Genomic DNA, 19,337 nt, shown 5'->3' on the forward strand with positions numbered 1-19,337 from the left:
AGGAAGGCGACGCCGCGTCAGGCGTGGGCCTCAGGGCCCAAACGAAGGCCCACCGTCAACACTGGGCCCGCTGGGCCCACCGCCCAGGACCTCCCCAGGCCGCCCCCGCGACCGGCAAGATGCTCAACCTGCCCCGTTTTGACGCATCTTGTGCAACGGCAGTTGCTCCCCAGGTACACAAACGCTGTTCTCCGGTCACAGAGCCGTGGTTACAGTGCTGAGGTAGTCACGCAGTGAAGTCGACACGGTGCGCCGGAGTGACACCCGGCGTTCCGACGGGCATGGGGAAACGGGGAGCTGCGCGTGCCAACTGCCATTGCCGTGACCAGCGCCGACATGGCGCTGCCACCGAACGACGACCGCACCCTGCCCGCCGTCGTGCTGCGGGACGTCGAACGACGCCCGCTGGAGCAGGTCCTGGCCGAGATGCAGGCCCTGGTCGAGCACCACGGCCATGTGATCGTGGTCTGCTCACAGGCCGCGCCCACCGCGGTGCAGCGACGGCTGCACACCCTGCGCTCCCTCATGGAGAGCGACCGGATCGCCCTGTTCCGGCCGGATCTCCCGCCCCTCGGACTGGCCGTCCTGGCCCGCCAGTTACGGCAGCTCGCCTCCTGCGACATCAGCCCCGGCGTGCTCGCCTCGGCCGGCCGGCTGCTCGTCCACTACATTCACGCCGGCGCGCTGCTCGGCTCCGTCGCCCGCCTCGACCGCGTCCCCGTCGGCCTGAAGTCACACGCCAAGTCCTGGGTGCCCGGCAGCCAGTTCGGCGTCCTGGCCCACCCCGAACCGCACCTCGTCCGGATCACTCCCGAAGCCGGGCTCCCCGGCCCCGAGTTCGGCACCTGGATGCTTCTCGCCAAGGGCCAGCTCCAGTCCGACTGGGTCACCGCCACCCTCGCCCCCTCCTGGAAGGTGCAGGGGCTGCGCGAGACCCAGCTGCCGGCCGAGTCGCCCGGCTGGTGGGGCACCGGCAAGCTCGTCGAGTTCTGCAGCTACCTGCCCGACCTGTCCGTCCTCTACCAGCTGGTCACCTCCGTGCGGCGCAGCCGGTGCCACTGGTGCGGCATCGACGTCATCGGCGACCGCTGCGTGTTCTGCTCGGCCACGCCACCCGACCACGACAGCCCGCCCCGCAAGCAGCTGGAGAACCGAACGGCCGTCGGGTGAGGCCTGACACCGCTCATCAGCACTGTCCCGATCCCGCCCGACCGATATCCCCAACGAGGTTGTCCGGTTCATGAACTCCCGTCAGCGCCGCGGCGTGATTCTCCTGCTCCTGTCGATCGTCTGCGCCCTCGGCGCCTTCGCCGGCGTGCTCTCCGTCATCAGTGACGTGAAGTCGAAGGTCGGCCCCGAGGTCACCGCCTACCGGCTCACCTCCGACGTGCCGCCCTACACCACCCTCAGCACGGGCCAGTTCGAGAAGATCAAGATGCCCGAACGGTGGCTGTCCGACAACGCGGTCACCGATCTGCGGGAGATCCAGGGCAAGATCGCCGTGACCACGCTGCGCGCGGGCTCCCTGCTCCAGTCCGACATGATCGTCCGCCAGCCGGCCCTCCAGCCCGGCCAGCAGGAGGTCGCCATCATGATCGACTCGGCGACCGGCGTGGCCGGCAAGATCACGCCCGGCGCCTCGGTCAACGTCTACGCCACCTTCGAGGGCGCGCGGGAGGGCGACCCCGACCAGTCGAAGATCATCGTCACCAACGCCAAGGTCCTCGACGTCGGCGAACTGACCGCGCTCAAGCCCGACGAGGGCAACCGCACCCAGCAGCCCACCGACGCCGTCCCCATCACGTTCGCGCTGTCCGCCCTCGACGCCCAGCGCATCACCTACGCCGAGTCGTTCGCCAAGCGGGTCCGGCTCGCCCTCGTCGCGCCCGGCAGCGACACCACCGTTCCCGAGCGGGACCGGACGTACGAACTCGCGAAGGACAAGTGAGAGGCTGCCATGCCCACGAGGATCCTCCCGGCAGTCGGTGACACGGACGCGGTCCGGTCCGTCACGACCCTGCTCAGCCAGCTCCCGGACGCCGAGCCCGTCGCGCCCGTGGTCGACTCCACCCAGCTCATCGACACCCTCGCGCGGCTGGCCACCGAGTCGGTCGACGAGCTGCCGGAGGTCGTGATCGTCCACGAGCGGATCGGCCCCGTCCCCGCGCTGGAACTGATCCGCGAAGTCGCCCTGCGCTTCCCGGCCGTCGGCGTCATCCTCGTCACCTCCGACGCGAGCCCCGGCCTCTTTCAGGCCGCCATGGACTACGGCGCCCGCGGCCTGGTCGCCCTCCCGCTCAGCTACGAGGAACTCGCCAGCCGCGTCCAGGCGGTCGCCCAGTGGTCCGTCGGCGTACGACGCCATCTGGGCGCCGGCGGTGACGTGTTCACCGGCGTCGGCGGCACCGTCGTCACGGTCAGCGGCGCGAAGGGCGGCGCGGGCACCACCCTGACCGCCATCCAGCTGGCCCTGGCCGCCCAGGCCTCCGGCCGCAGCACCGCCTTGGTCGACATGGACCTCCAGACCGGCGACATCGCCTCCTACCTGGACGTCCAGTTCCGCCGCTCGGTCGTCGACCTGGCCGCCATCACCGACATCTCCCCGCGCGTCCTGGCCGACGCGGTCTTCCGGCACGACACCGGCCTCGCCCTGCTGCTCGCCCCCGCCGAAGGGGAACGCGGCGAGGACGTCACCGACCGCGCCGCCCGGCAGATCGTCAGCGCCCTGCGCTCCCGCTACGAGGTCGTCGTCATCGACTGCGGCGCCCAGCTCGGCGGCGCCGGCGCGGCGGCCGTGGAGATGGCCGACCGGGCCCTGCTGGTCACCACCCCGGACGTGGTCGCCGTACGGGGCGCCAAACGGGCCGTGCGGATGTGGGACCGGCTGCAGATCCGCAAGGCCGAGGAGACGACCGTCGTCGTCAACCGGCACAGCCGCGCCACGGAGATCCAGCCGCCCCTGATCCAGAAGATCACCGGCACGGCGGTCGCGGCCACCGTCGTCCCCGCCAACTTCAAGGAGCTCCAGAGCGTCGTGGACGCGGGCCGGATTCACGAACTGGAGAACAAGAGCTCGGTGAAACAGGCGCTGTGGGGACTGGCGGGGGAGCTGGGACTGGTCAAGGCGGCGGACGGCGGCCACAAGGCGGGCCGCGGGCCGGTGAGCTTCCGGCGCAGGAGGGAGTCATGAGCATGCGCTCCGCTCTCGCGCCGTCGGCCTTACGGGACCGGGGCCAGGTCACCATCGAGTTCCTCGGCATGACCCCGACGATCATCGTGACGCTGATCGCGCTGTGGCAGATCGTCCTCGTCGGCTACACCTTCACGCTCGCCGGCAACGCCGCGGACGAGGCCGTACGGCAGGCGACGGCGGCGGAGCCCGGGGCGCGGCAGGGCGCGTGCGAGGCGGCCGGGCTCAAGCACCTGTCGGAGGCGTGGCGGTCCGGCGCAAGTGTGACCTGCGGGGGCTCGGGCTCCGGCTTCATCACGGCCGATGTCCGCCTGGAGGTCCCGATCCTCTTCCCGGGCACGCTGTCCTTCCCGTTCCCGGTCCGGGGCCACGCCGGGGCCGTCGAGGAGGCGGACTGAGATGACCCGTATCCGCAGGGGCCGTGACCGCGGCCAGGTCGCCATCGAGTACATCGGCTTCCTGCCGATCCTGCTGATCGTCGCCCTGGGGGCGGTGCAGCTCGGCCTGATCGCCTACACGGCCCAGCAGGCGGGCACGGCGGCCCGGGCGGGGGCACGCAGTGCGTCGCTGGAGAGGCCGCACGAGGCGGACTGCCGGGCCGCGGTCAGCAGTTGGCTGGCCGACGGCACCAGCTGCCCGGCGTCGACCGGCGCGGACGAGGTCACGGTCACGGCCACCGTGCAGATCCCGTCCCTCGTGCCGGGCTGGAAGTTCGACCCGGCCGTCAAGACCGCGACGATGCCGCTCGACCACTGAGCGACGAGCTAGGAGCCCCCCACTCATGAGCCTGCGAGCACGTATCAACACCCCCGAGGAGAACGGCAACCGGGGCGAGGACGGCCACATGGTCGCCTCCTACCGGGCCAAGCTCCTGGAGGAGATCGACCTCGCGGAGATGAGTTCGCTGGCCGCCGCCGAGCGCCGGGCACGGCTAGAGCGCGTGCTCGGGCACATCATCAGCCGTGAGGGCCCGGTCCTGTCGACGGTGGAGCGCGCGCAGCTGATCCGCAGGGTGGTCGACGAGGCGCTGGGCCTCGGCATCCTGGAGCCGCTGCTGGAGGACGCGTCCATCACCGAGATCATGGTCAACGGCCCGGACGCGATCTTCGTGGAGCGCGGGGGACGGGTCGAGCAGCTGCCGTTGCGCTTCGCCTCCAACGACCAGCTGATGCAGACCATCGAGCGGATCGTCTCGACGGTCAACCGCCGCGTCGACGAGTCGAACCCGATGGTGGACGCCCGCCTCCCCTCCGGGGAGCGCGTCAACGTCATCATCCCGCCGCTGTCCCTGACCGGCGCCACCCTCACCATCCGCCGCTTCCCGCGCTCCTTCACGCTCCAGGAGCTGATCGGACTCGGCTCGCTCGACGAGCACATGCTGTACCTGCTGGCGGGCCTGGTGCAGGCGAAGTTCAACGTCATCGTCTCGGGCGCGACGGGCACGGGAAAGACGACCCTGCTCAACGCGCTCTCCGGGCTCATCCCCGACGGCGAACGCATCATCACCATCGAGGACTCCGCCGAACTCCAGCTCCAACAGGCCCACGTCATCCGCCTGGAGTCGCGCCCGGCGAACGTCGAAGGCAAGGGCCAGATCAGCATCCGCGACCTCGTCCGCAACTCCCTGCGCATGCGCCCCGACCGGATCGTCGTCGGTGAGGTCCGTGGCGGCGAGTCCCTCGACATGCTCCAGGCGATGTCGACGGGCCACGACGGCTCGCTGGCCACCGTCCACGCCAACAGCGCCGAGGACGCGCTGATGCGGCTGCAGACCCTGGCCTCCATGTCGGACGTGGAGATCCCCTTCGTGGCGCTGCACGACCAGATCAACAGCGCGGTCGACGTCATCGTGCAGCTGACCCGGTTCGCGGACGGCGCCCGCCGCATCACCGAGATCGCGCTGATGGACAGCCACGGCAGCGACCCCTACCGGCTGGTCACGGTCGCCCGCTTCAACGCACAGCCGATGAGCTCCGACGGCCGTATCCACGGCGCCTTCGAGTACTACCCCCTCCCACGCCGTACCGCCGACCGCCTCTACATGGCGAACCAACCCCTCCCGCAGGCGTTCGGCATCGCCCGGTCCGCGGACCAGCTAGCCACCCGAGAAGCCAGGTAGGACCGACCGATGGAACTGCAATCGCTCATCACGCTCACCACCGGCGTCACGCTGCTGACCTGCGTCCTGGTGGTCGTCGGCCTGCACTCCTACGCCACGGGCAAGGCACAGCGGCAGGCCCTGGTCGACCGCCTGTCCGCCACCGGCCAGGTCCCGGAGGGCGGCCGGCGCCGCAACTTCCGCGGGATCGACCGCCGTCTGCGGCGCACCAGGCTCGGCAAGAAGCTGGAACTGCGGCTCGCGGCGACCGGCCTGGACATCACCCCGGGTGAGTTCTTCGTCTACATGCTCGCCACGGTCGCGAGCCTGTGGCTGATCGGCCAGGCGGCCCTGGCCCCGTTCTTCGGGCCGTTGGCGGGCCTCCTGGGCATCGGGGTGGCGGTCCAGTTCCTCAACTGGCAACGCCAGAAGCGCATCGAGAAGTTCATCAACCAGCTCCCCGAGATGGCCCGGATCCTGGCCAACGCGACCCAGGCGGGTCTGGCCCTGCGTACGGCGATCGGGATGGCGGCGGAGGAGATGGAGGCCCCGGCGGGCGAGGAGCTCGGCAAGGTCTCCGCCCAGCTGGCCGTCGGCGCCTCGATGGACGACGCGCTGGGCGAGATGGCCGACCGCCTCCCCTCCCGCGAACTGGTCGTCCTCGTCACCACCCTGGTCCTGTCGAACCGGGCCGGCGGCCAGGTCGTCAGCGCGCTGCGCAACCTGACGGAGACGCTGGAGGAACGCAAGGAGACCCGGCGCGAGGTCCGCACCCAGCTCTCCCAGGTCACCATGACGTCGTACGCCGTCCCGGTCCTGGGCGTCGGTTCCCTGTTCCTGATGAACGGGGTGAAGGACGGCGCCCTGGACCGCATGACCGGCTCCCCCTTCGGCCAGGCGGCGGTCATCATCGCCTTCGCTCTCTACGCCGTCGGCTTCGTCCTCATCCGCCGCCTGTCCCGCATCGACGTCTGAGAGCCAGGAGGCAACCATGGGACTGCTTCTCGCCCTGCTGATGGGCCTAAGCGTCTGGGGCGTCTTCGCCGGCATCCGCATGTACCGCGCGGAGGCCAAACTGCCCGGCGACCTCGCACTGGCCCTGGAGGTCGGCTCCACCCGCACCGGCGCGGTCGACTCGCTCATCGACCGCATGGGCATGCGCTACGCGCCCGCCGTGCTGCGCCTGATGGGCCCGAAACAGGTGGCGAAATACCGCCGCAAGATCGACCTCGCGGGCAACCCCGGCGGCCTGACGATCGACAGGTACGCCGCGCGCCGGGCGGTCTACGGCTTCCTGGGAGCCGTGGGCTTCCTGGTCTTCCTCATGCGGGGCCAGCTGCTGGTCGCCCTGCTCCTGCTGGCCTTCGGCGCGTTCTGGACGGAGGTCGGCATCTGGTCGGCGATCCGCATCCGCAAGGACGTCATCGAACGGACCCTCCCGGACTTCCTCGACGTCCTCGCGGTCGTGGTGAGCGCGGGCCTCGGATTCCGCCAGGCGCTGGACCGGGTCTCGTCCCGGTACGAGGGCCCCTGGGCGGACGAACTGCGCATCACCCTGCGCCAGATGGACCTCGGCATGAGCCGCCGCCAGGCCTTCGCGGAACTGCGCCGCCGCAACGACTCCGAGCAGGTGGCGATGTTCGTGACGGCGCTGCAGCAGGGTGAGGAACTGGGCGCGCCGATCGTCGACACGCTGGTGTCCCTCGCCAAGGACATGCGCCGTACGGACGCGCAGAACGCCCGCCGCAAGGCGGCCCGGGCCGTCCCCAAGGCCACGATGATGATCACGACCTTCATGGTCCCCGCCACGATGCTCCTGCTCGGCGCGGGCCTGATCCTCGGCTCGGGCACGGACTTCGGCTCGGTGACGGGCAAGTAGGGGAGGGGGCGACGTCATGTCGATGACAGGGGAACGGACCGGGGAGCGGACCGGGCTGCGGACCGGGCTGCTGGGGCGTCGCCGTCGCCGCGCCGAGCGGACACCGGAGATCACGACACCTCCCGCGGGGACGGTGCTGCCGGCACACGTCCGCACGGGCGCGCCGGACGTACCGGTGACGTCCGTGACGCCCGCGCTGCCACCCGGGTGGGAGGCCGCGATCGGCGGTGAGCCGACGCTGCGGATCAAGGGGGGCGGACGTCGGGAAGGGGCGTTGCCCCGGGTGGCGGCGGTGGATGCCCCTGCCCAGGGGGCGATGCCGACGGCACACGGTCCACAGGGACATGCACAGGCACATGCGCACGGTCGCTCTGCCTCCCCCGACGCCGCGCTCCCACAGGAGCCGGCCGCGCCCGAAGACGACGGCCGCACGAGCGGTCCGTTCGAAGCCCCGATCCCCGCCGCAGGCCCGGCCGTCGCCGCGAACCCCGCGATCGACATCCAGGTCAACGCCCTGCAGGCCATGTGCCGACAGGTCTTCGGCTTTCGCCTGGCCATGATCGCCCTCGCCACCCCCACCGCCCTCGTCAACGCCAACGACGGCCTCCCCACCCGGCTCGTCGGCGCGGCCGTGGTCGTCACGTTCATGACCTCCTACGTCCTCTTCAGGGACTGGGAGCGCTTCGGTCCCCTCCTCCTGCGCCACCCCTCCCTCCTCGCTGCGGACACCCTCTTCGGCGCCCTGCTCCTCATCGCGGCCGGCCCCGACAGCACCCTCGCCTACGTCAGCGTCTGCACCCCCCTCCTGGCAGGCCTGGTCTACGGCTGGCGCGGGGCAGCGGTCTTCGCATCGCTCCAGGCGCTCCTCCTGCTCCTCATCCACGCGGCACAGGAGGACCCGGCCCCCGGCATCACCGAGTCCGCCATCCTGCCCGGCCTGTGCGTCATCGCCGGTGCCGTCGGCTCCAGCCTCCGCAGCCTCATGCTCCGCTTCGGCGCGGCCACCCAGGCCCTCACCACCGTCCAGGCCCGTCTCGCCGTGACGGAGGCGGTCAGCGCCGAACGCGCCCGGCTGGCCCGCGAGATGCACGATTCCGTCGCCAAGACCCTGCACGGCGTGGCCCTGGCCGCGGACGGCCTGACCACCTCGGCGAACGCCGACCGGATGGACCCGGCCCTGGTGCGACAGCAGGCGGCACTGGTCGCCCGCTCGGCCCGCCGCGCCGCCGCCGAATCCCGCGAGCTCCTGGCCGACCTGCGCCGCGAATCGGACCCCGACCAGGCCACGGACGTCCTGGTGGAACTCGCCGCCCGCACCCGCGACTTCAGCTCCCGCACCGGCCTGACGGCGGTCTACCGCCCCACCGGCGCCCACGCCGTGCCCCCCGTCCCACCGGCGGTGGCGCGCCAGCTTCTCACGATCGCCTCGGAAGCCATGGAGAACGCCCACCGCCACGCCCACCCCACCCGCGTCGATGTCAGCGCGGGGGTCCACGGCGACCTGCTCCGCATCAGCGTCCACGACGACGGCCGCGGCCTCCCGCCCGGCACCACCCTCGAACAACTGCGCCGCGCGGGCCACTTCGGCCTGGTCGGCATGGTCGAACGCGCCGCCTCGGTGGGCGCCCGCATCCGCATCGGCCGCGGCGGCCACCCCCAGGGCACGGAGGTCCGCCTGGAACTCCCCCTGGCCGCCCTGACGACACCCACCGCCTGACCCCCACGACCCGAGAGGAGGCCCCCATGCCGGACCCCACCACTCCACACCCCGGCGCAACCCAGCCGCCGCCCCCACAGAACCCCTTCGCCGCACCACCGACCCACCGCCTCCGGGTCGTCGTGGCGGACGACAACCCGGTGGTCCGCGCCGGCCTCACCGCACTGCTCTCAGGCCGCCCGGACATCGAGGTCGTGGCGGAGGCCGCCGACGGCCGCCAGGCCTACGAGGCCGCCCACCAGCACCGCCCGGACGTCGTCCTCCTCGACGTCCGCATGCCCGGAGTGGACGGCATCTCGGCGCTCCCGTACCTGGTGCAGATCGCTCCCGTGGTGATGCTGACCTACAGCAGGGAGTCGGAGATCGTCCAGGAGGCCCTGCGCCGGGGAGCGGGCGGTTACCTGGTCCACGGCGAGTTCACGGCCGACCAGTTGGTCGACGCCGTACGGGACATCAAGGAGGGCAGGGCCCACTTCACCCCCACGGCGGCGGGTGCCCTGCTGGCCCAACTCCGCCAGGACCGGGCATCGACGCCGCCCCTGCCGGAGGGTCTGGGCCGGACGTCAAGTGCGACTGCATACGGAATTCCCACTTCCGTCCAGTCGTATACACAAAGTCAACCTGCCGTGCCATCAGCGCCGTTCAGTCCATCGACTGCTTCACCCGCACCCACTTCTCCGGAAAACCTTTCGCAAGTGCAACCGCATGTGGGACAGTCTTCGTCTGGGTGGACGAGTGGCCGTCCGGCCGCTCCCGACAGGTCGCGGTTCCAACTGAGCACGAGGGAGGCGGAGATCATGGACCTCATCGCGTCCGGCATGAACAACCAGCAGATCGCCGCCACGTGCTTCATCAGCGAGAAGACCGTCAAGAACCACATCAACCGCATCTTCGCCAAGCTCCACAGCACGAGCCGCTCCGAGGCCGCCGCGAAATGGATCGGCACGGCACCGGACACACACCGAGGGCTGGGGTGACGTCCGGTGACGGTATGGGGGGAGAACCGGTTGGGCCCGTGCGATTGGGTCCGGGATTGGGCCCACGGGCCCTCTGACGGACAGCCCGTCGCGCCGTACGTTCCTCGTGTCGAAGGCGACACAGCCGCAATCGGAGGGGAACACCATGAGCGACCTGATGCTGAAGACCGCCGTCGCGACCAAGGTCCGCGTGAACGGCTGGAAGAACACGACGGCCGAGGCGATGCGCCGCCGCGCCGGCGACAAGGGGCAGACGGCGGTCGAGTACCTGGGCATCATCGCGGTGGTGGTGGCGATTGTGCTGGCGATCACCGGGACGAACATCGGTCAGACGATCCTCACCAAGATTCAGGCGCAGATCGCCAAGGTCGCTCCTTGACGCGACCCAGCCGGTACGGCGACGCAGGGCAGGCTTTCCCCATCTACATCACCGTGGTGGGGGGCCTGCTCTTTCTCGCGTTCGCGTACTTCGCGGTCGGCCAGGCCGCGGCGAACAGGAACGGCGCCCAGACGGCTGCCGACGCGGCGGCTCTCGCGGCCGCGCAGGACAGGCGGGACCAACTCGCCGACGCTTGGGTGAAAGACGTGTTGAACCCTGCCAAATGGCGGGCCATCTTCGAAGGCGTCGCCGAGGGCGTTACCCCTTCGTGCTGGCGCGCATATGAACTCGCCGCGCAGAACGACGCCCAGGTGAAAGAGTGCGGATCGCCCGGGGGTCCCCTGAGCTTCGAAGTCGTCGTCGAGACGAACAAGTCCGTCGGCGAGTCCATCGTGCCCGGCAGTGAGAAGCACAAGTCCGACGCGTCCGCCACGGCCGTTATCGAGCCGCGCTGCGACTTCGATCCGCCGGCCGAGGATGCCGGTCCCGACATACTGCCCAAGCTCGTCTGCGACGACGGCGTCAACTGGGAGCTGGACCCGGACGATCTCGATGTGCTGCCGGAACCCGAGGACCTCTTCGACGTCCACCTGGCCGACCCACTAGCGAACGACGAGTGATGAAGGAAGCAGAGAGATGAGCATCAGGTTCACTGCGAAGGCTGGCAGGGGAATGGTCGCGCTGACCGTTGCGGCCGGACTGGCCCTCGGTGTGGCCGGCTGTGGCGGCGGTAGCGGTGGCGATGACAAGTCGTCCCCGTCGGCATCCGCGCCCAAGGACAGTGGATCCCAACCGAGTGCTCAGGAAGGTCAGGCGGATACGCCGCTGGCCGAGCTCAAGGGGACTGATGGACTTCTCCTGCGAGTCACTTCCGCCCAGCGCGACGCCGGAGGCTTCGTCACGGTGAGCGGCAGCCTGAAGAACGACGGAGCGGAGTCGGTGGCCATCCCAGCTCAGACGAGCGGCGACGAGACCGAGGTCATCAAGCACGGTCAGTCGCTGGGCGGTGCCACTCTCGTGGACTCCAAGGGGAAGAAGCGCTACTACGTACTGCGCGACACCGACGGGCGTCCTCTGACCACTACGGGTCTCACCACCCTTGAGGGCGGGCAGGAGCTCCCCGTGTTCATGCAGTTCCCCGCTCCGCCGGCCGGCACCGCTGACGTCGCCCTGCAACTCCCGACGTTCTCCAGCGGCACCATCAAGATCTCCGGGTGAGGCAGGCCATGACGACCCGCACACGCACCCGAACCCGACCGGCGACTCCACGCCTCGCCCTCGTCCTCACCGCCGCAGGCCTCATGGTCGCCACGAACATCTACGGCGCCGTCTCGGCCCACGCCGACGAAACCCCCGGCGTCCCGCCCGGTACCGAGGCCTCCGCCTCCGCCCCCGTCGAAGTCGATGCCAACGACCCCGACCTGAAGCTCCCCGAAGGCGGCACCCTCGCCGAACCCAAGGTCCTCGACATCAAACAGGTCGTCGAAGACCAGAGCGGCGACGAACGACGCGAAGACACCAACGCCGACGTCAAGTTCGCCCTCCAGGCCGAGGTCCTCTTCGGCAAGGACAGCGCGAAACTCGGCGCCGAGGCGAAGGCCCGGATCTCCGCCATCGCCGAGGAGATCAAGACGCAGAACGCGACGAAGATCCGCGTCTTCGGCTTCACGGACAACCTCGGCTCCTCCGCCCACGGAGATGTCCTGTCCAGGAAACGGGCAGACGCCGTCCAGAACGTCCTGGACCAGGAACTGACCGACTCCAACGTCACCTACGAGGTCCGCGGCTACGGCGAGCAGTACCCGATCGCCGACAACTCCTCGGAAACGGGCCGCAAGAAGAACCGCCGGGTCGAGGTTTCCTTCCCGCGCACAGAAAGTTGAGCCACCGAAGGTGGGCCCAGGTTTGGGGCCACGGGCCCATGCCTGAGTGATCGACGTTCCTTAGCCTCGGCTCGGTATCCGTTTTGAACGGCCGCATATCGAGCTGAGCTGAGGTCGCGCATGCCCCCTGCCGGTGACCGGATACCCCCGCTCGGGATGGGGGGTGCACAGAACAGTCCGTCCTGGGACCGGCATTCACCGTTGCCGAGAGAACTGGGCTGGGCGCAGGTACTGCTGTGGGTGCAGTTCGCGCTGACAGTGCTCTACGTGGTCACCGTGCTGTCGGTGGCGACGTACCACTCCGGGGAGATCTTCGGGATCCTGGCGTACGACTCGCTGCCCAGCGTGGCCGGGATCTACCTGGCCCGGCGCCTGTGGCGGGGCGGGGTGTGGACGAGCCGCGCACTGATCGCCGTACAGGCGTGGATCGTGTGGCTGTCGTTCGGCACGCTGTTGCACGGTGACCTGCGGGGCATCACGCAGGCGGCGATGCCGGTGGCGGTCATCGTGCTGTTGCGCCGGGCCCGGTCGCGTGAGTGGTTCGAGAGCGCTCCCCAGGACAGGGAGGAGCGGCGGGCATTCAGCCTGGGGAGAATGATCCGCTGGCGACGCGACGAGGGCCAGACCGCGGTGGAGTACGCGGGGCTCATCGCGGTGGTCGCGGCGATCATCGTCGCGCTGTCGTTGGGCGGCCTCGGCGGGCGTATCGCCGACGGCATCCAGTCGGCGGTCTGCTCGGTGACGGGCACGGCCTGCCCCCCTCCGCAGGGCGATGGTACGGAGACGGGTGCGGCCGGGGACAACGACGGTGCGCGGCATGATGATTCATCCGCCGGCACCGACGGCGGCAATGGCGCGGACCCGGACGGCGGCGCAAGGGCAGACGGTGGTCCGGGCGCGGATGGCGAGGCGGGTGCCGAAGGTGACTCGGGCACTCAGAGTGGTGCAGGTGGCCAGGGGGACACCGGTGCCGGCGACGGTACGGGCGGCAGCGGCGGTGGTCCCGCGTGGTCGACTCGGATCATCACCTATGAGGGCGCCGGGACGAACGACACGGTTCCCCTCGCTCCGGGGCCCTTCGACGAAAGGTCGCTCTGGGACGACGTACATGACCAGGAGCGCCACGACAGGACGTTCATGGACCATGTCCGGGGCTTCTTCGTGGCCCCGGCCAAGAGCTTCCTGGCCGACACCATGGACGTCGTCAGCGACCCGGTCGGCTCGATCAAGGACACCTGGAACGGCCTGAAGGGCTACACCACGAACTGGTGGGGTGAAAAGGCCGACGAGCTGGGCGAGGAGTGGGACAAGGGAAACTACGTCTCCTCCGTATGGGGCTGGGTCAACTCGCCCGAGGACTTCGTGTCCGACCTGGCGATCGACACGTTCGTCGACAAGGAGAACTGGGAGAAGGGCAACTACGGCGCCTCCATCGGCAACACCGTGGTCAACGTCGTCGGCATCTTCAGCCCGAAGACCATCACGAAATTCACCAAGTTCAACGAGCTGGCCGAGGTCGGTGAATCCCTCGACAAGGCGGCGGACGCGGCGGGGAAGGCCCGCAAGGCCGCCGAGGCGGGCGATGCCGAGGGCGCTCGGAAGGCGGCGAAGGATGCCGACGAGGCGGCGGACGCGGCAGAGAAGCAGGCCCGCGAGTCGGGCTGCACCATCGCCGCGCCGGCTCGCCGGATCCCGTACGGCGACAGCCCAGCCGAAACCGCCCCTGGTCTCCTCACCGGATCCTCCGGCACAGGCACCACGATCCTCGCCGCCGGCCCGTCCGGCTCCCCGTACGTCATCCTCGCCGAGGGCGGCTGCGACGAGGAGGCCAAGGAGGGGGCCCAGGATGCCCGGGAGAAGGCGGACGAGGCACAGCAACTGGCGCTGGAAGCCCAGGCGGAGGCGGCGAAGGCAGCCATCAGGCTGGGCAAGCTCAGTATTGACGAGCGCAACATTGACGACTTCGTCAGGAACGCCAAGAAGAACCCTGGCAAGAAGGAGATCGGCAAGGACCAGGCGGCGGCCGCGCTCGACGAGCTCACTGATCTCGCACGACGCACAAACGTCGACCGGGCGGGCGCGAGCAAGCTCGGCTCCGAAGTGACCAACGCGCGTACCGCCAGCAGGCTCGAGGAGATGCTTGCCGAGGTGCGGGGTGTGCGGCGCGCCTCGGAGGACGCGGCACCCGACAGCACCGTGCACACCGCGGTCGGCTCGGAACACAACCGACGCCAGGTCGAGGTCGCGCCCGGAGAATCCGTGGATGTGTCGAACGTGCCGGACGCCGATGTGCTGTACAAGGGGCGGGACGGCAGGGTGCACCTCGTCGAAGTGAAGAACACGGTGAACCCGACGCGTCAGCCGGAATTCGTCGGGAAGATCAACACACTCTCCGAGTGGAAGAAGGCGAACCCTGGCAGGACGACTCGAGTTGAGATCGAGAAGCCCGACAAGTGGACTGAGGTTTTCCGGCCCATCAAGGGTCAGAAGATCTCTCCTGCCCAGCTCATGAACGAGAAGGGAGTCGACGCTCGTATCGGTGATGCGAGCTTCACGGCCGAGCAGCTGGGAGACATGCAGCGGGCCCTGGAGGCGAAGTACAGCCGCGGTGAGGAAATCGACTGGAATCGGTTGAACGACAACCCCAAGGGGGCGTTGGAGTACCTGGGTCTGGAATGACAGCAGGCCGGGGGGAAGACGAGAAGGAGGGTGACGGCTCAGAATCCGTCACCCCGTGATGCACGACTGATGCCCCCAGGTTTCCGTTCAGCCGCCGAACCAGACGACGAGGCGGACGTTGTCCTCACCATGGAGTTCGGCCAGCGTGCCCATCACGTTCCACACGGGTTGCCATGGTCCGTCGGCCGGTACCAGGTCGCGATAGGCAGGGACGACAGGCCGGTACACCTCGTTGCCGAGTTGGAGCTCTCCGTCGGCGGGCCACCGGGAGGGAGCGATGTTGCCTTCTCCGAACTTGGCGGCGGCCGAGTCGTACAGCTCATCCGGGAGTGCGGCCAATCCGTCGGGCGCGAGGGATCCTTCATGGGCACGGGACCAGCGGCGGACCCAGTGCCGAGACGGGCCGTCGGTGCAGGATGCGTTCCAGTCGACAGCCGACAGTTCACGCCACGAGAACCACGAATGACTGTGGCCCTCGAATTCGTCCGCATCCCTTCGTGCGGCGTCCGACATGTCTACGGGGGCTCCGCGGTCAGGGAAGAGCGCTCTGACAGGCTCCACACTCCGGACGTCAAAGAGCGCTGACCACGACATGTAATCACGGGCCCAATGAAGGTGCCGGAGTTCGGAGAAGGGCTCCCACAGAGCGTGTTCAGTGCCAAAGCGCCCAGGCCTGGGCCTGCATTCCAGCCATCCAGACAAGTCGGTACTCATATATGTGACTCTATCCAATGCGGCACAAGCACGCTCTTCACCCTTTGAAGCGAAGGAACGAGCCACTGACAGCACCACTCGGGCCCGAGAACGGCGGAACTGACCGATGAACTACGACCTGCTGCTGGTCGGGCCGCCGGTTCCGCCCGCATCACTCGCCGAGGCTCTGCTGAAGGCGGTGCGGACAGAAGGCGCCGACGTGGACGTGGCCGACCAGGACGACGACCAGAGCCGTCGCGACTGGAGCGCACCCGTGCTGTGCGGCTACATCAGGCTGCGCGGCGACCTGTCGATGTCCCTGGAGATCTACGTGGCGGACGCCCTGGTCAACGAGGCGCCCACGGAACCGGAACTCGCGCGCCGCCTGGCCAGGTCACTGGGCATTCCCGTCCTGTTCCCTGCCGAGGCGGAACTGCCTCCCTCGGACCGTACGTGCGGGTGAGCGACCTGCCGTGAAGCTCCCTGAAGTGAGGCCCTAACCTCCCTCCGTGGGCACGACCACCTCCACTCGAACCCCTACCCGCACCCCCCACCCACCCATGACCCCGGCCTCCGCCTCCACCACATGCCGGGCCCGCAGCCGGGGCATTCCCAGCCGCCCCGGTCGCATGGTCCGCACGGCGATGACCCGCAGGTGCCGGTCCAGATAGGCGACGTCGATCGGAATGCGCATCCGGAAGGTGTGCACGCTGTTGGCGGGGGAGAGCAGGATCGCCCCGTCGACGGAGTCCCGCCCCAACAGCCCCTTCGTACGGGCCCGATAGGAGGTTGCGATCTCCAGCGGCACCGAGACGGACGGCCCCCCGCCACCCCCGAGCACGACCAGATCCCCACGCCCGTCCCGCCAACGCCGCCCCATCCGGACCACCTCCGACCCCGAACGTATCCGCAGAGAACAGCCCTCCACATGGGCCCACGGACCCAAGCTCTTTGCTCGTTCCTGACTGAAACGCCCCCGAACGCACCGGCGTTGGCCCCCGGCATTGGCGCGTTACGCAACCGTTACGGCCCGAAGGTGACGGCGAATCACCGATTTCTCCCCATACGCCGCGCGAGTTGACAACCTTCACCCTGGTGCCGCCGCACCCCGCTGTATAGCTTTGGTTCGCTCAAGAGAAGCCTCGCCACCTCCCAGGAGCCGACCGTGAACCGCCGCCCCACCCTCCTCGCAGCGCTCACGCTGACCGCCGCTGCGGCCTTGACGCTGTCCGCGTGCGGGAGCGACGACAGCTCCGCGGGCAAGGGCAACGACAAGATCGCGGGCGCGGACACCGGTGACAAGGCGTCGCCCTCGGCCGGCCCGAGCGAGCCAGGTGCGAGCGGACGGCCGAAGATCGAGCTGCCGTCGGACGTGACCTACGAGTTCGAATGGAAGAAGACCGGCGACGCCCAGAAGGACGCCGTGTTCCACGATGCCGAGCAGCGCATCAGGGCCGTCGACATGGCGATCGCCAAGCAGGACCCTCTCGACAAGGCCTACCGCTTCTACTCGGAGGGCACGGCCGCCGCCGAAAGCCAGAAGTACATCCAGGAGTTCGTCGACCACAAAGCACGTACGACTGGTCTGACCCGGTACTACAACGAGAGCCTGACCATCAAGGACGACGGCACGGCCGCACTCGTGTACTGCGAGGACCAGAGCAAGGCGTTCAACAAGTTCCTGAAGACCGGAAAGACCGATGTCACGCCGGTGACGAAGGACAGTTACGTCGTCTACGCCGGCACCCTGCGCAAGAACGACAAGGGCGTATGGGTGACCGAGCGACTGATCTCGCAGCGGGGGAGCGCGAAGTGTCAGCCTTGATCCGTACCGGACGCCTGCTCTTCACGTCGGGCCTCGTAGTGGTAGCCCTGGCCATGTCGGGCCCTGCCTATGCCGAGAAGGGGTTCGGCGGCACGGACGGCGAGACACAGAAAGCCGATGCAGGCAAAGACGGCACCGTCTCCGTAACCGTAGGCGGCGTCGTCTTCGACCGCTCCAAGAACGGCAGCGGCAACTCCGCCGGCGCGCTCACCTCCGCCACGTCCTGGACCCCGCCCCCCTGCTGGTACGCCCCGAAGTACACCCCGGAGCAGCTCCAGAAGACCATGGAGCCGGTCTGGGAGGCCGGTTCGACGGGCTACGAGTGGGACGCGAAGCAGCGCGACCGCTACGTCAACGGGAAGCCGTACAAGGACTTCAACAAGGACAAGACCGGCAAGGGCTACTTCTGGGACTCGTTCGTCGACGAGGACTTCCCCCCGGGCTGGGACGCCTGCACGGAAGAGCCCTTCTGGGTGGACCAGGGCGACCCGCCGCCCGCCGACATCCAGAACGCCGTCACGCCCGAGATCCTCGCCGAACTCGCCTACGCCGAGATCCGCGTCCCCAGCACCAAGGTCACCCTGGCACCCGCCGCGGCGACCAAGGTCAACCTCCCGACCTGGGCCTGGCTGGACGTCGCAGACTTCAAGCCGGTGTCCGTCACCGCGTCCGTACCCGTCATCGGCATCACGGCGACCGCGACCGCGAGACCGAAGTCGCTCAGGATCGAACCCGGCACCAAGGACGCCGTGACCTACCCGGCCTCCGGCGTCTGCCAAGCAGAGGGCGACCGCATCGGCGAGCCCTACGCCAAGGGCAAGGCCGACCGGACGCCGCCCTGCGGAGTGAGGTACCTGCGCTCCTCGGGCGACGGCACCTACCCCCTCCAGGCCACCGTCACCTGGGAGATCGACTGGACCGGCTCCGGCGGCGCGGGCGGCGACCTCCCCGACGGCACGTTCGGCGCCACCCAGGACGTGGTCGTGCAGGAGATCCAGGCCGTCAACCGCTGAGCGGGCACCGGTTCCGGCCGGGCGGGACGACCACCGTGAGGGGGATGGCCCGCCCGGCCGACGCGAATTGCGTTGTCCGTCGCGCCTCGGCCCGGGTAAGAACGGCAGCATGACCCCACTAGGCGCCGTATTCCGCCCCCAACTCGCCCCCGAGCGGCTCCGGGCCGTCGCCCGGCTGGCCGATGACGCCGGCCTCGAAGAACTCTGGCTCTGGGAGGACTGTTTCAGAGAAGGCGGAATCTCCACCGCCGCAGCCGCCCTCGCGTGGACCGAGCGTGTGCGGGTCGGGGTCGGGCTGTTGCCCGTGCCGTTGCGGAATGTCGCCATCACGGCCATGGAGGCCGCCTCGCTGCACCGGATGTTCCCGGGGCGGGCGATCCTCGGTGTGGGGCACGGCGTGCAGGACTGGATGGGGCAGGTCGGTGCTCGCGTGGAGTCACCGGTCACCCTGCTGCGCGAGCACCTCCTCGCGCTCAGGGCCTTGCTGCGCGGCGAGCGGGTCACCGTCGACGGGCGGTACGTCACGCTCGACGACGTCGCCCTGGACTGGCCGCCCGAGGGCCCCTACGGCGGGGTGCTCGCCGGGGCCACCGGGCCGCGGTCCCTGCGGCTCACCGGAGAGGCCGCCGACGGGACCATCCTCACCGCCTCCACGAACGCCGACGGCGTGCGCAAGGCCCGGCAGCTCGTCGAGGAGGGGCGCGCCGCGGCCGGCCGGGGGACAGGGCCCCACCCCCTCGTCGTCTATCTCCTCACCGCCACCGGGCCCGACGCCGCCGCCAGGCTGCGTGCGGAGCTCACGGCCGAGGGGGACGAAGCCGTTCCGGACCTCGGGGTCGCCGGGGACGCCCGGGCCGTCGCCGAAGCCGTCGCGCGACTGGTCGAGGCCGGGGCCGACAGCGTCGTCCTGCAGCCGACGGCGGACGAGCCCGACCCGGAGGGGTTCGTGCGCTTCGCCGCCGAGGAAGTGCGGCCCCTGGTTCCCTGAGGGCCCGATGTCAGTG

21 protein-coding genes are annotated in these 19,337 nt (G+C 69.6%); 19 read left to right on the top strand and 2 right to left on the bottom strand.

Features of this window, described 5'->3' with window-relative positions:
• Nucleotides 1–336 precede the first annotated feature (336 nt).
• From HNR57_RS12450 to HNR57_RS12525, 15 genes are all read left to right on the top strand, one after another.
• Nucleotides 337–1,170: a hypothetical protein gene (locus tag HNR57_RS12450; RefSeq protein WP_184560395.1), complete on the top strand. Its 834-nt coding sequence runs from the start codon at nucleotides 337–339 to the stop codon at nucleotides 1,168–1,170.
• Nucleotides 1,171–1,240: 70 nt separating this feature from the next.
• Nucleotides 1,241–1,948: a Flp pilus assembly protein CpaB gene (gene cpaB / locus HNR57_RS12455; protein ID WP_184559776.1), complete on the top strand. Its 708-nt coding sequence runs from the start codon at nucleotides 1,241–1,243 to the stop codon at nucleotides 1,946–1,948.
• Nucleotides 1,949–1,957: 9 nt separating this feature from the next.
• Complete coding sequence (locus HNR57_RS12460) at nucleotides 1,958–3,190, top strand: CpaE/TadZ family protein (protein WP_184559779.1); 1,233 nt, start codon at nucleotides 1,958–1,960, stop codon at nucleotides 3,188–3,190.
• A complete protein-coding gene (locus HNR57_RS12465; protein WP_184559781.1) occupies nucleotides 3,187–3,588 on the top strand; it encodes a pilus assembly protein in 402 nt (133 codons plus the stop codon). Before HNR57_RS12460 ends, HNR57_RS12465 begins: the two co-directional genes overlap by 4 nt.
• 1 nt (nucleotide 3,589) lies before the next feature.
• Nucleotides 3,590–3,946, top strand: a complete 357-nt coding sequence (locus HNR57_RS12470) for a TadE/TadG family type IV pilus assembly protein (RefSeq protein ID WP_184559783.1) — start codon at nucleotides 3,590–3,592, stop codon at nucleotides 3,944–3,946.
• A 25-nt stretch (nucleotides 3,947–3,971) separates the two neighbouring features.
• Nucleotides 3,972–5,309, top strand: coding sequence for a TadA family conjugal transfer-associated ATPase (locus HNR57_RS12475; protein ID WP_031106653.1), 1,338 nt, complete (start codon nucleotides 3,972–3,974; stop codon nucleotides 5,307–5,309).
• Nucleotides 5,310–5,318: 9 nt separating this feature from the next.
• Entirely contained in the window at nucleotides 5,319–6,263 is a 945-nt protein-coding gene (locus tag HNR57_RS12480) for a type II secretion system F family protein (RefSeq protein ID WP_184559785.1), read from the top strand.
• 16 nt (nucleotides 6,264–6,279) lie between these two features.
• Nucleotides 6,280–7,167: a DUF5936 domain-containing protein gene (locus HNR57_RS12485; RefSeq protein WP_184559787.1), complete on the top strand. Its 888-nt coding sequence runs from the start codon at nucleotides 6,280–6,282 to the stop codon at nucleotides 7,165–7,167.
• Between the two features lie 16 nt (nucleotides 7,168–7,183).
• On the top strand, nucleotides 7,184–8,884 hold the full coding sequence (locus HNR57_RS12495) for a sensor histidine kinase (protein ID WP_246554475.1): 1,701 nt from the start codon (nucleotides 7,184–7,186) through the stop codon (nucleotides 8,882–8,884).
• Nucleotides 8,885–8,910: 26 nt separating this feature from the next.
• The gene (locus tag HNR57_RS12500; RefSeq protein WP_184559790.1) at nucleotides 8,911–9,861 is read left to right on the top strand and encodes a response regulator transcription factor; all 951 of its coding nucleotides are present in this window, start codon (nucleotides 8,911–8,913) and stop codon (nucleotides 9,859–9,861) included.
• A gap of 145 nt (nucleotides 9,862–10,006) precedes the next feature.
• The gene (locus tag HNR57_RS12505; RefSeq protein ID WP_184559792.1) at nucleotides 10,007–10,240 is read left to right on the top strand and encodes a hypothetical protein; all 234 of its coding nucleotides are present in this window, start codon (nucleotides 10,007–10,009) and stop codon (nucleotides 10,238–10,240) included.
• On the top strand, nucleotides 10,237–10,860 hold the full coding sequence (locus HNR57_RS12510; RefSeq protein ID WP_184559794.1) for a pilus assembly protein TadG-related protein: 624 nt from the start codon (nucleotides 10,237–10,239) through the stop codon (nucleotides 10,858–10,860). Before HNR57_RS12505 ends, HNR57_RS12510 begins: the two co-directional genes overlap by 4 nt.
• 16 nt (nucleotides 10,861–10,876) lie before the next feature.
• Nucleotides 10,877–11,458, top strand: coding sequence for a hypothetical protein (locus tag HNR57_RS12515; RefSeq protein ID WP_184559796.1), 582 nt, complete (start codon nucleotides 10,877–10,879; stop codon nucleotides 11,456–11,458).
• 8 nt (nucleotides 11,459–11,466) lie between these two features.
• A complete protein-coding gene (locus HNR57_RS12520) occupies nucleotides 11,467–12,123 on the top strand; it encodes an OmpA family protein (protein ID WP_184559798.1) in 657 nt (218 codons plus the stop codon).
• A gap of 345 nt (nucleotides 12,124–12,468) precedes the next feature.
• Nucleotides 12,469–14,802 (top strand): hypothetical protein, encoded by a 2,334-nt coding sequence (locus HNR57_RS12525; RefSeq protein WP_184559800.1) that lies wholly within the window; start codon nucleotides 12,469–12,471, stop codon nucleotides 14,800–14,802.
• A gap of 87 nt (nucleotides 14,803–14,889) precedes the next feature.
• On the opposite strand, the gene HNR57_RS12530 is transcribed toward HNR57_RS12525, so the two are convergent.
• The gene (locus HNR57_RS12530; protein ID WP_184559802.1) at nucleotides 14,890–15,315 is read right to left on the bottom strand and encodes a hypothetical protein; all 426 of its coding nucleotides are present in this window, start codon (nucleotides 15,313–15,315) and stop codon (nucleotides 14,890–14,892) included.
• Between the two features lie 307 nt (nucleotides 15,316–15,622).
• Between HNR57_RS12530 and HNR57_RS12535 the strand changes: the two genes are divergently transcribed.
• Nucleotides 15,623–15,958: a hypothetical protein gene (locus HNR57_RS12535; protein WP_184559804.1), complete on the top strand. Its 336-nt coding sequence runs from the start codon at nucleotides 15,623–15,625 to the stop codon at nucleotides 15,956–15,958.
• Between the two features lie 33 nt (nucleotides 15,959–15,991).
• On the opposite strand, the gene HNR57_RS12540 is transcribed toward HNR57_RS12535, so the two are convergent.
• The gene (locus tag HNR57_RS12540) at nucleotides 15,992–16,375 is read right to left on the bottom strand and encodes a DUF192 domain-containing protein (RefSeq protein WP_184559806.1); all 384 of its coding nucleotides are present in this window, start codon (nucleotides 16,373–16,375) and stop codon (nucleotides 15,992–15,994) included.
• A gap of 285 nt (nucleotides 16,376–16,660) precedes the next feature.
• Here HNR57_RS12540 and HNR57_RS12545 point away from each other — a divergent pair, with 285 nt between their 5' ends.
• The 3 genes from HNR57_RS12545 to HNR57_RS12555 all read left to right on the top strand — a co-directional run bounded on the left by HNR57_RS12545 (nucleotide 16,661) and on the right by HNR57_RS12555 (nucleotide 19,321).
• A complete protein-coding gene (locus tag HNR57_RS12545) occupies nucleotides 16,661–17,320 on the top strand; it encodes a hypothetical protein (RefSeq protein ID WP_184559807.1) in 660 nt (219 codons plus the stop codon).
• A 53-nt stretch (nucleotides 17,321–17,373) separates the two neighbouring features.
• Nucleotides 17,374–18,333 carry a hypothetical protein gene (locus HNR57_RS12550; protein ID WP_184560399.1) on the top strand — a complete coding sequence of 320 codons (960 nt, stop codon included), beginning with the start codon at nucleotides 17,374–17,376 and terminating at the stop codon, nucleotides 18,331–18,333.
• Between the two features lie 109 nt (nucleotides 18,334–18,442).
• Nucleotides 18,443–19,321 carry an LLM class flavin-dependent oxidoreductase gene (locus HNR57_RS12555; protein WP_184559809.1) on the top strand — a complete coding sequence of 293 codons (879 nt, stop codon included), beginning with the start codon at nucleotides 18,443–18,445 and terminating at the stop codon, nucleotides 19,319–19,321.
• Nucleotides 19,322–19,337: the final 16 nt, after the last annotated feature.

This window comes from Streptomyces paradoxus (assembly GCF_014202475.1).
GTDB lineage: Bacteria > Actinomycetota > Actinomycetes > Streptomycetales > Streptomycetaceae > Streptomyces > Streptomyces paradoxus.

Coding starts and splice junctions, on each gene's coding strand:
- HNR57_RS12465 (WP_184559781.1), top strand. CDS start 3,187: ATGAGCATGCGCTCCGCTCTCGCGCCGTCGGCCTTACGGGACCGGGGC.
- HNR57_RS12550 (WP_184560399.1), top strand. CDS start 17,374: ATGTCGGGCCCTGCCTATGCCGAGAAGGGGTTCGGCGGCACGGACGGC.
- HNR57_RS12515 (WP_184559796.1), top strand. CDS start 10,877: ATGAGCATCAGGTTCACTGCGAAGGCTGGCAGGGGAATGGTCGCGCTG.
- HNR57_RS12460 (WP_184559779.1), top strand. CDS start 1,958: ATGCCCACGAGGATCCTCCCGGCAGTCGGTGACACGGACGCGGTCCGG.
- HNR57_RS12450 (WP_184560395.1), top strand. CDS start 337: ATGGCGCTGCCACCGAACGACGACCGCACCCTGCCCGCCGTCGTGCTG.
- HNR57_RS12540 (WP_184559806.1), bottom strand. CDS start 16,375: ATGGGGCGGCGTTGGCGGGACGGGCGTGGGGATCTGGTCGTGCTCGGG.
- HNR57_RS12555 (WP_184559809.1), top strand. CDS start 18,443: ATGACCCCACTAGGCGCCGTATTCCGCCCCCAACTCGCCCCCGAGCGG.
- HNR57_RS12470 (WP_184559783.1), top strand. CDS start 3,590: ATGACCCGTATCCGCAGGGGCCGTGACCGCGGCCAGGTCGCCATCGAG.
- HNR57_RS12485 (WP_184559787.1), top strand. CDS start 6,280: ATGGGACTGCTTCTCGCCCTGCTGATGGGCCTAAGCGTCTGGGGCGTC.
- HNR57_RS12530 (WP_184559802.1), bottom strand. CDS start 15,315: ATGTCGGACGCCGCACGAAGGGATGCGGACGAATTCGAGGGCCACAGT.
- HNR57_RS12495 (WP_246554475.1), top strand. CDS start 7,184: ATGTCGATGACAGGGGAACGGACCGGGGAGCGGACCGGGCTGCGGACC.
- HNR57_RS12535 (WP_184559804.1), top strand. CDS start 15,623: ATGAACTACGACCTGCTGCTGGTCGGGCCGCCGGTTCCGCCCGCATCA.
- HNR57_RS12475 (WP_031106653.1), top strand. CDS start 3,972: ATGAGCCTGCGAGCACGTATCAACACCCCCGAGGAGAACGGCAACCGG.
- cpaB (WP_184559776.1), top strand. CDS start 1,241: ATGAACTCCCGTCAGCGCCGCGGCGTGATTCTCCTGCTCCTGTCGATC.
- HNR57_RS12480 (WP_184559785.1), top strand. CDS start 5,319: ATGGAACTGCAATCGCTCATCACGCTCACCACCGGCGTCACGCTGCTG.
- HNR57_RS12500 (WP_184559790.1), top strand. CDS start 8,911: ATGCCGGACCCCACCACTCCACACCCCGGCGCAACCCAGCCGCCGCCC.
- HNR57_RS12520 (WP_184559798.1), top strand. CDS start 11,467: ATGACGACCCGCACACGCACCCGAACCCGACCGGCGACTCCACGCCTC.
- HNR57_RS12505 (WP_184559792.1), top strand. CDS start 10,007: ATGAGCGACCTGATGCTGAAGACCGCCGTCGCGACCAAGGTCCGCGTG.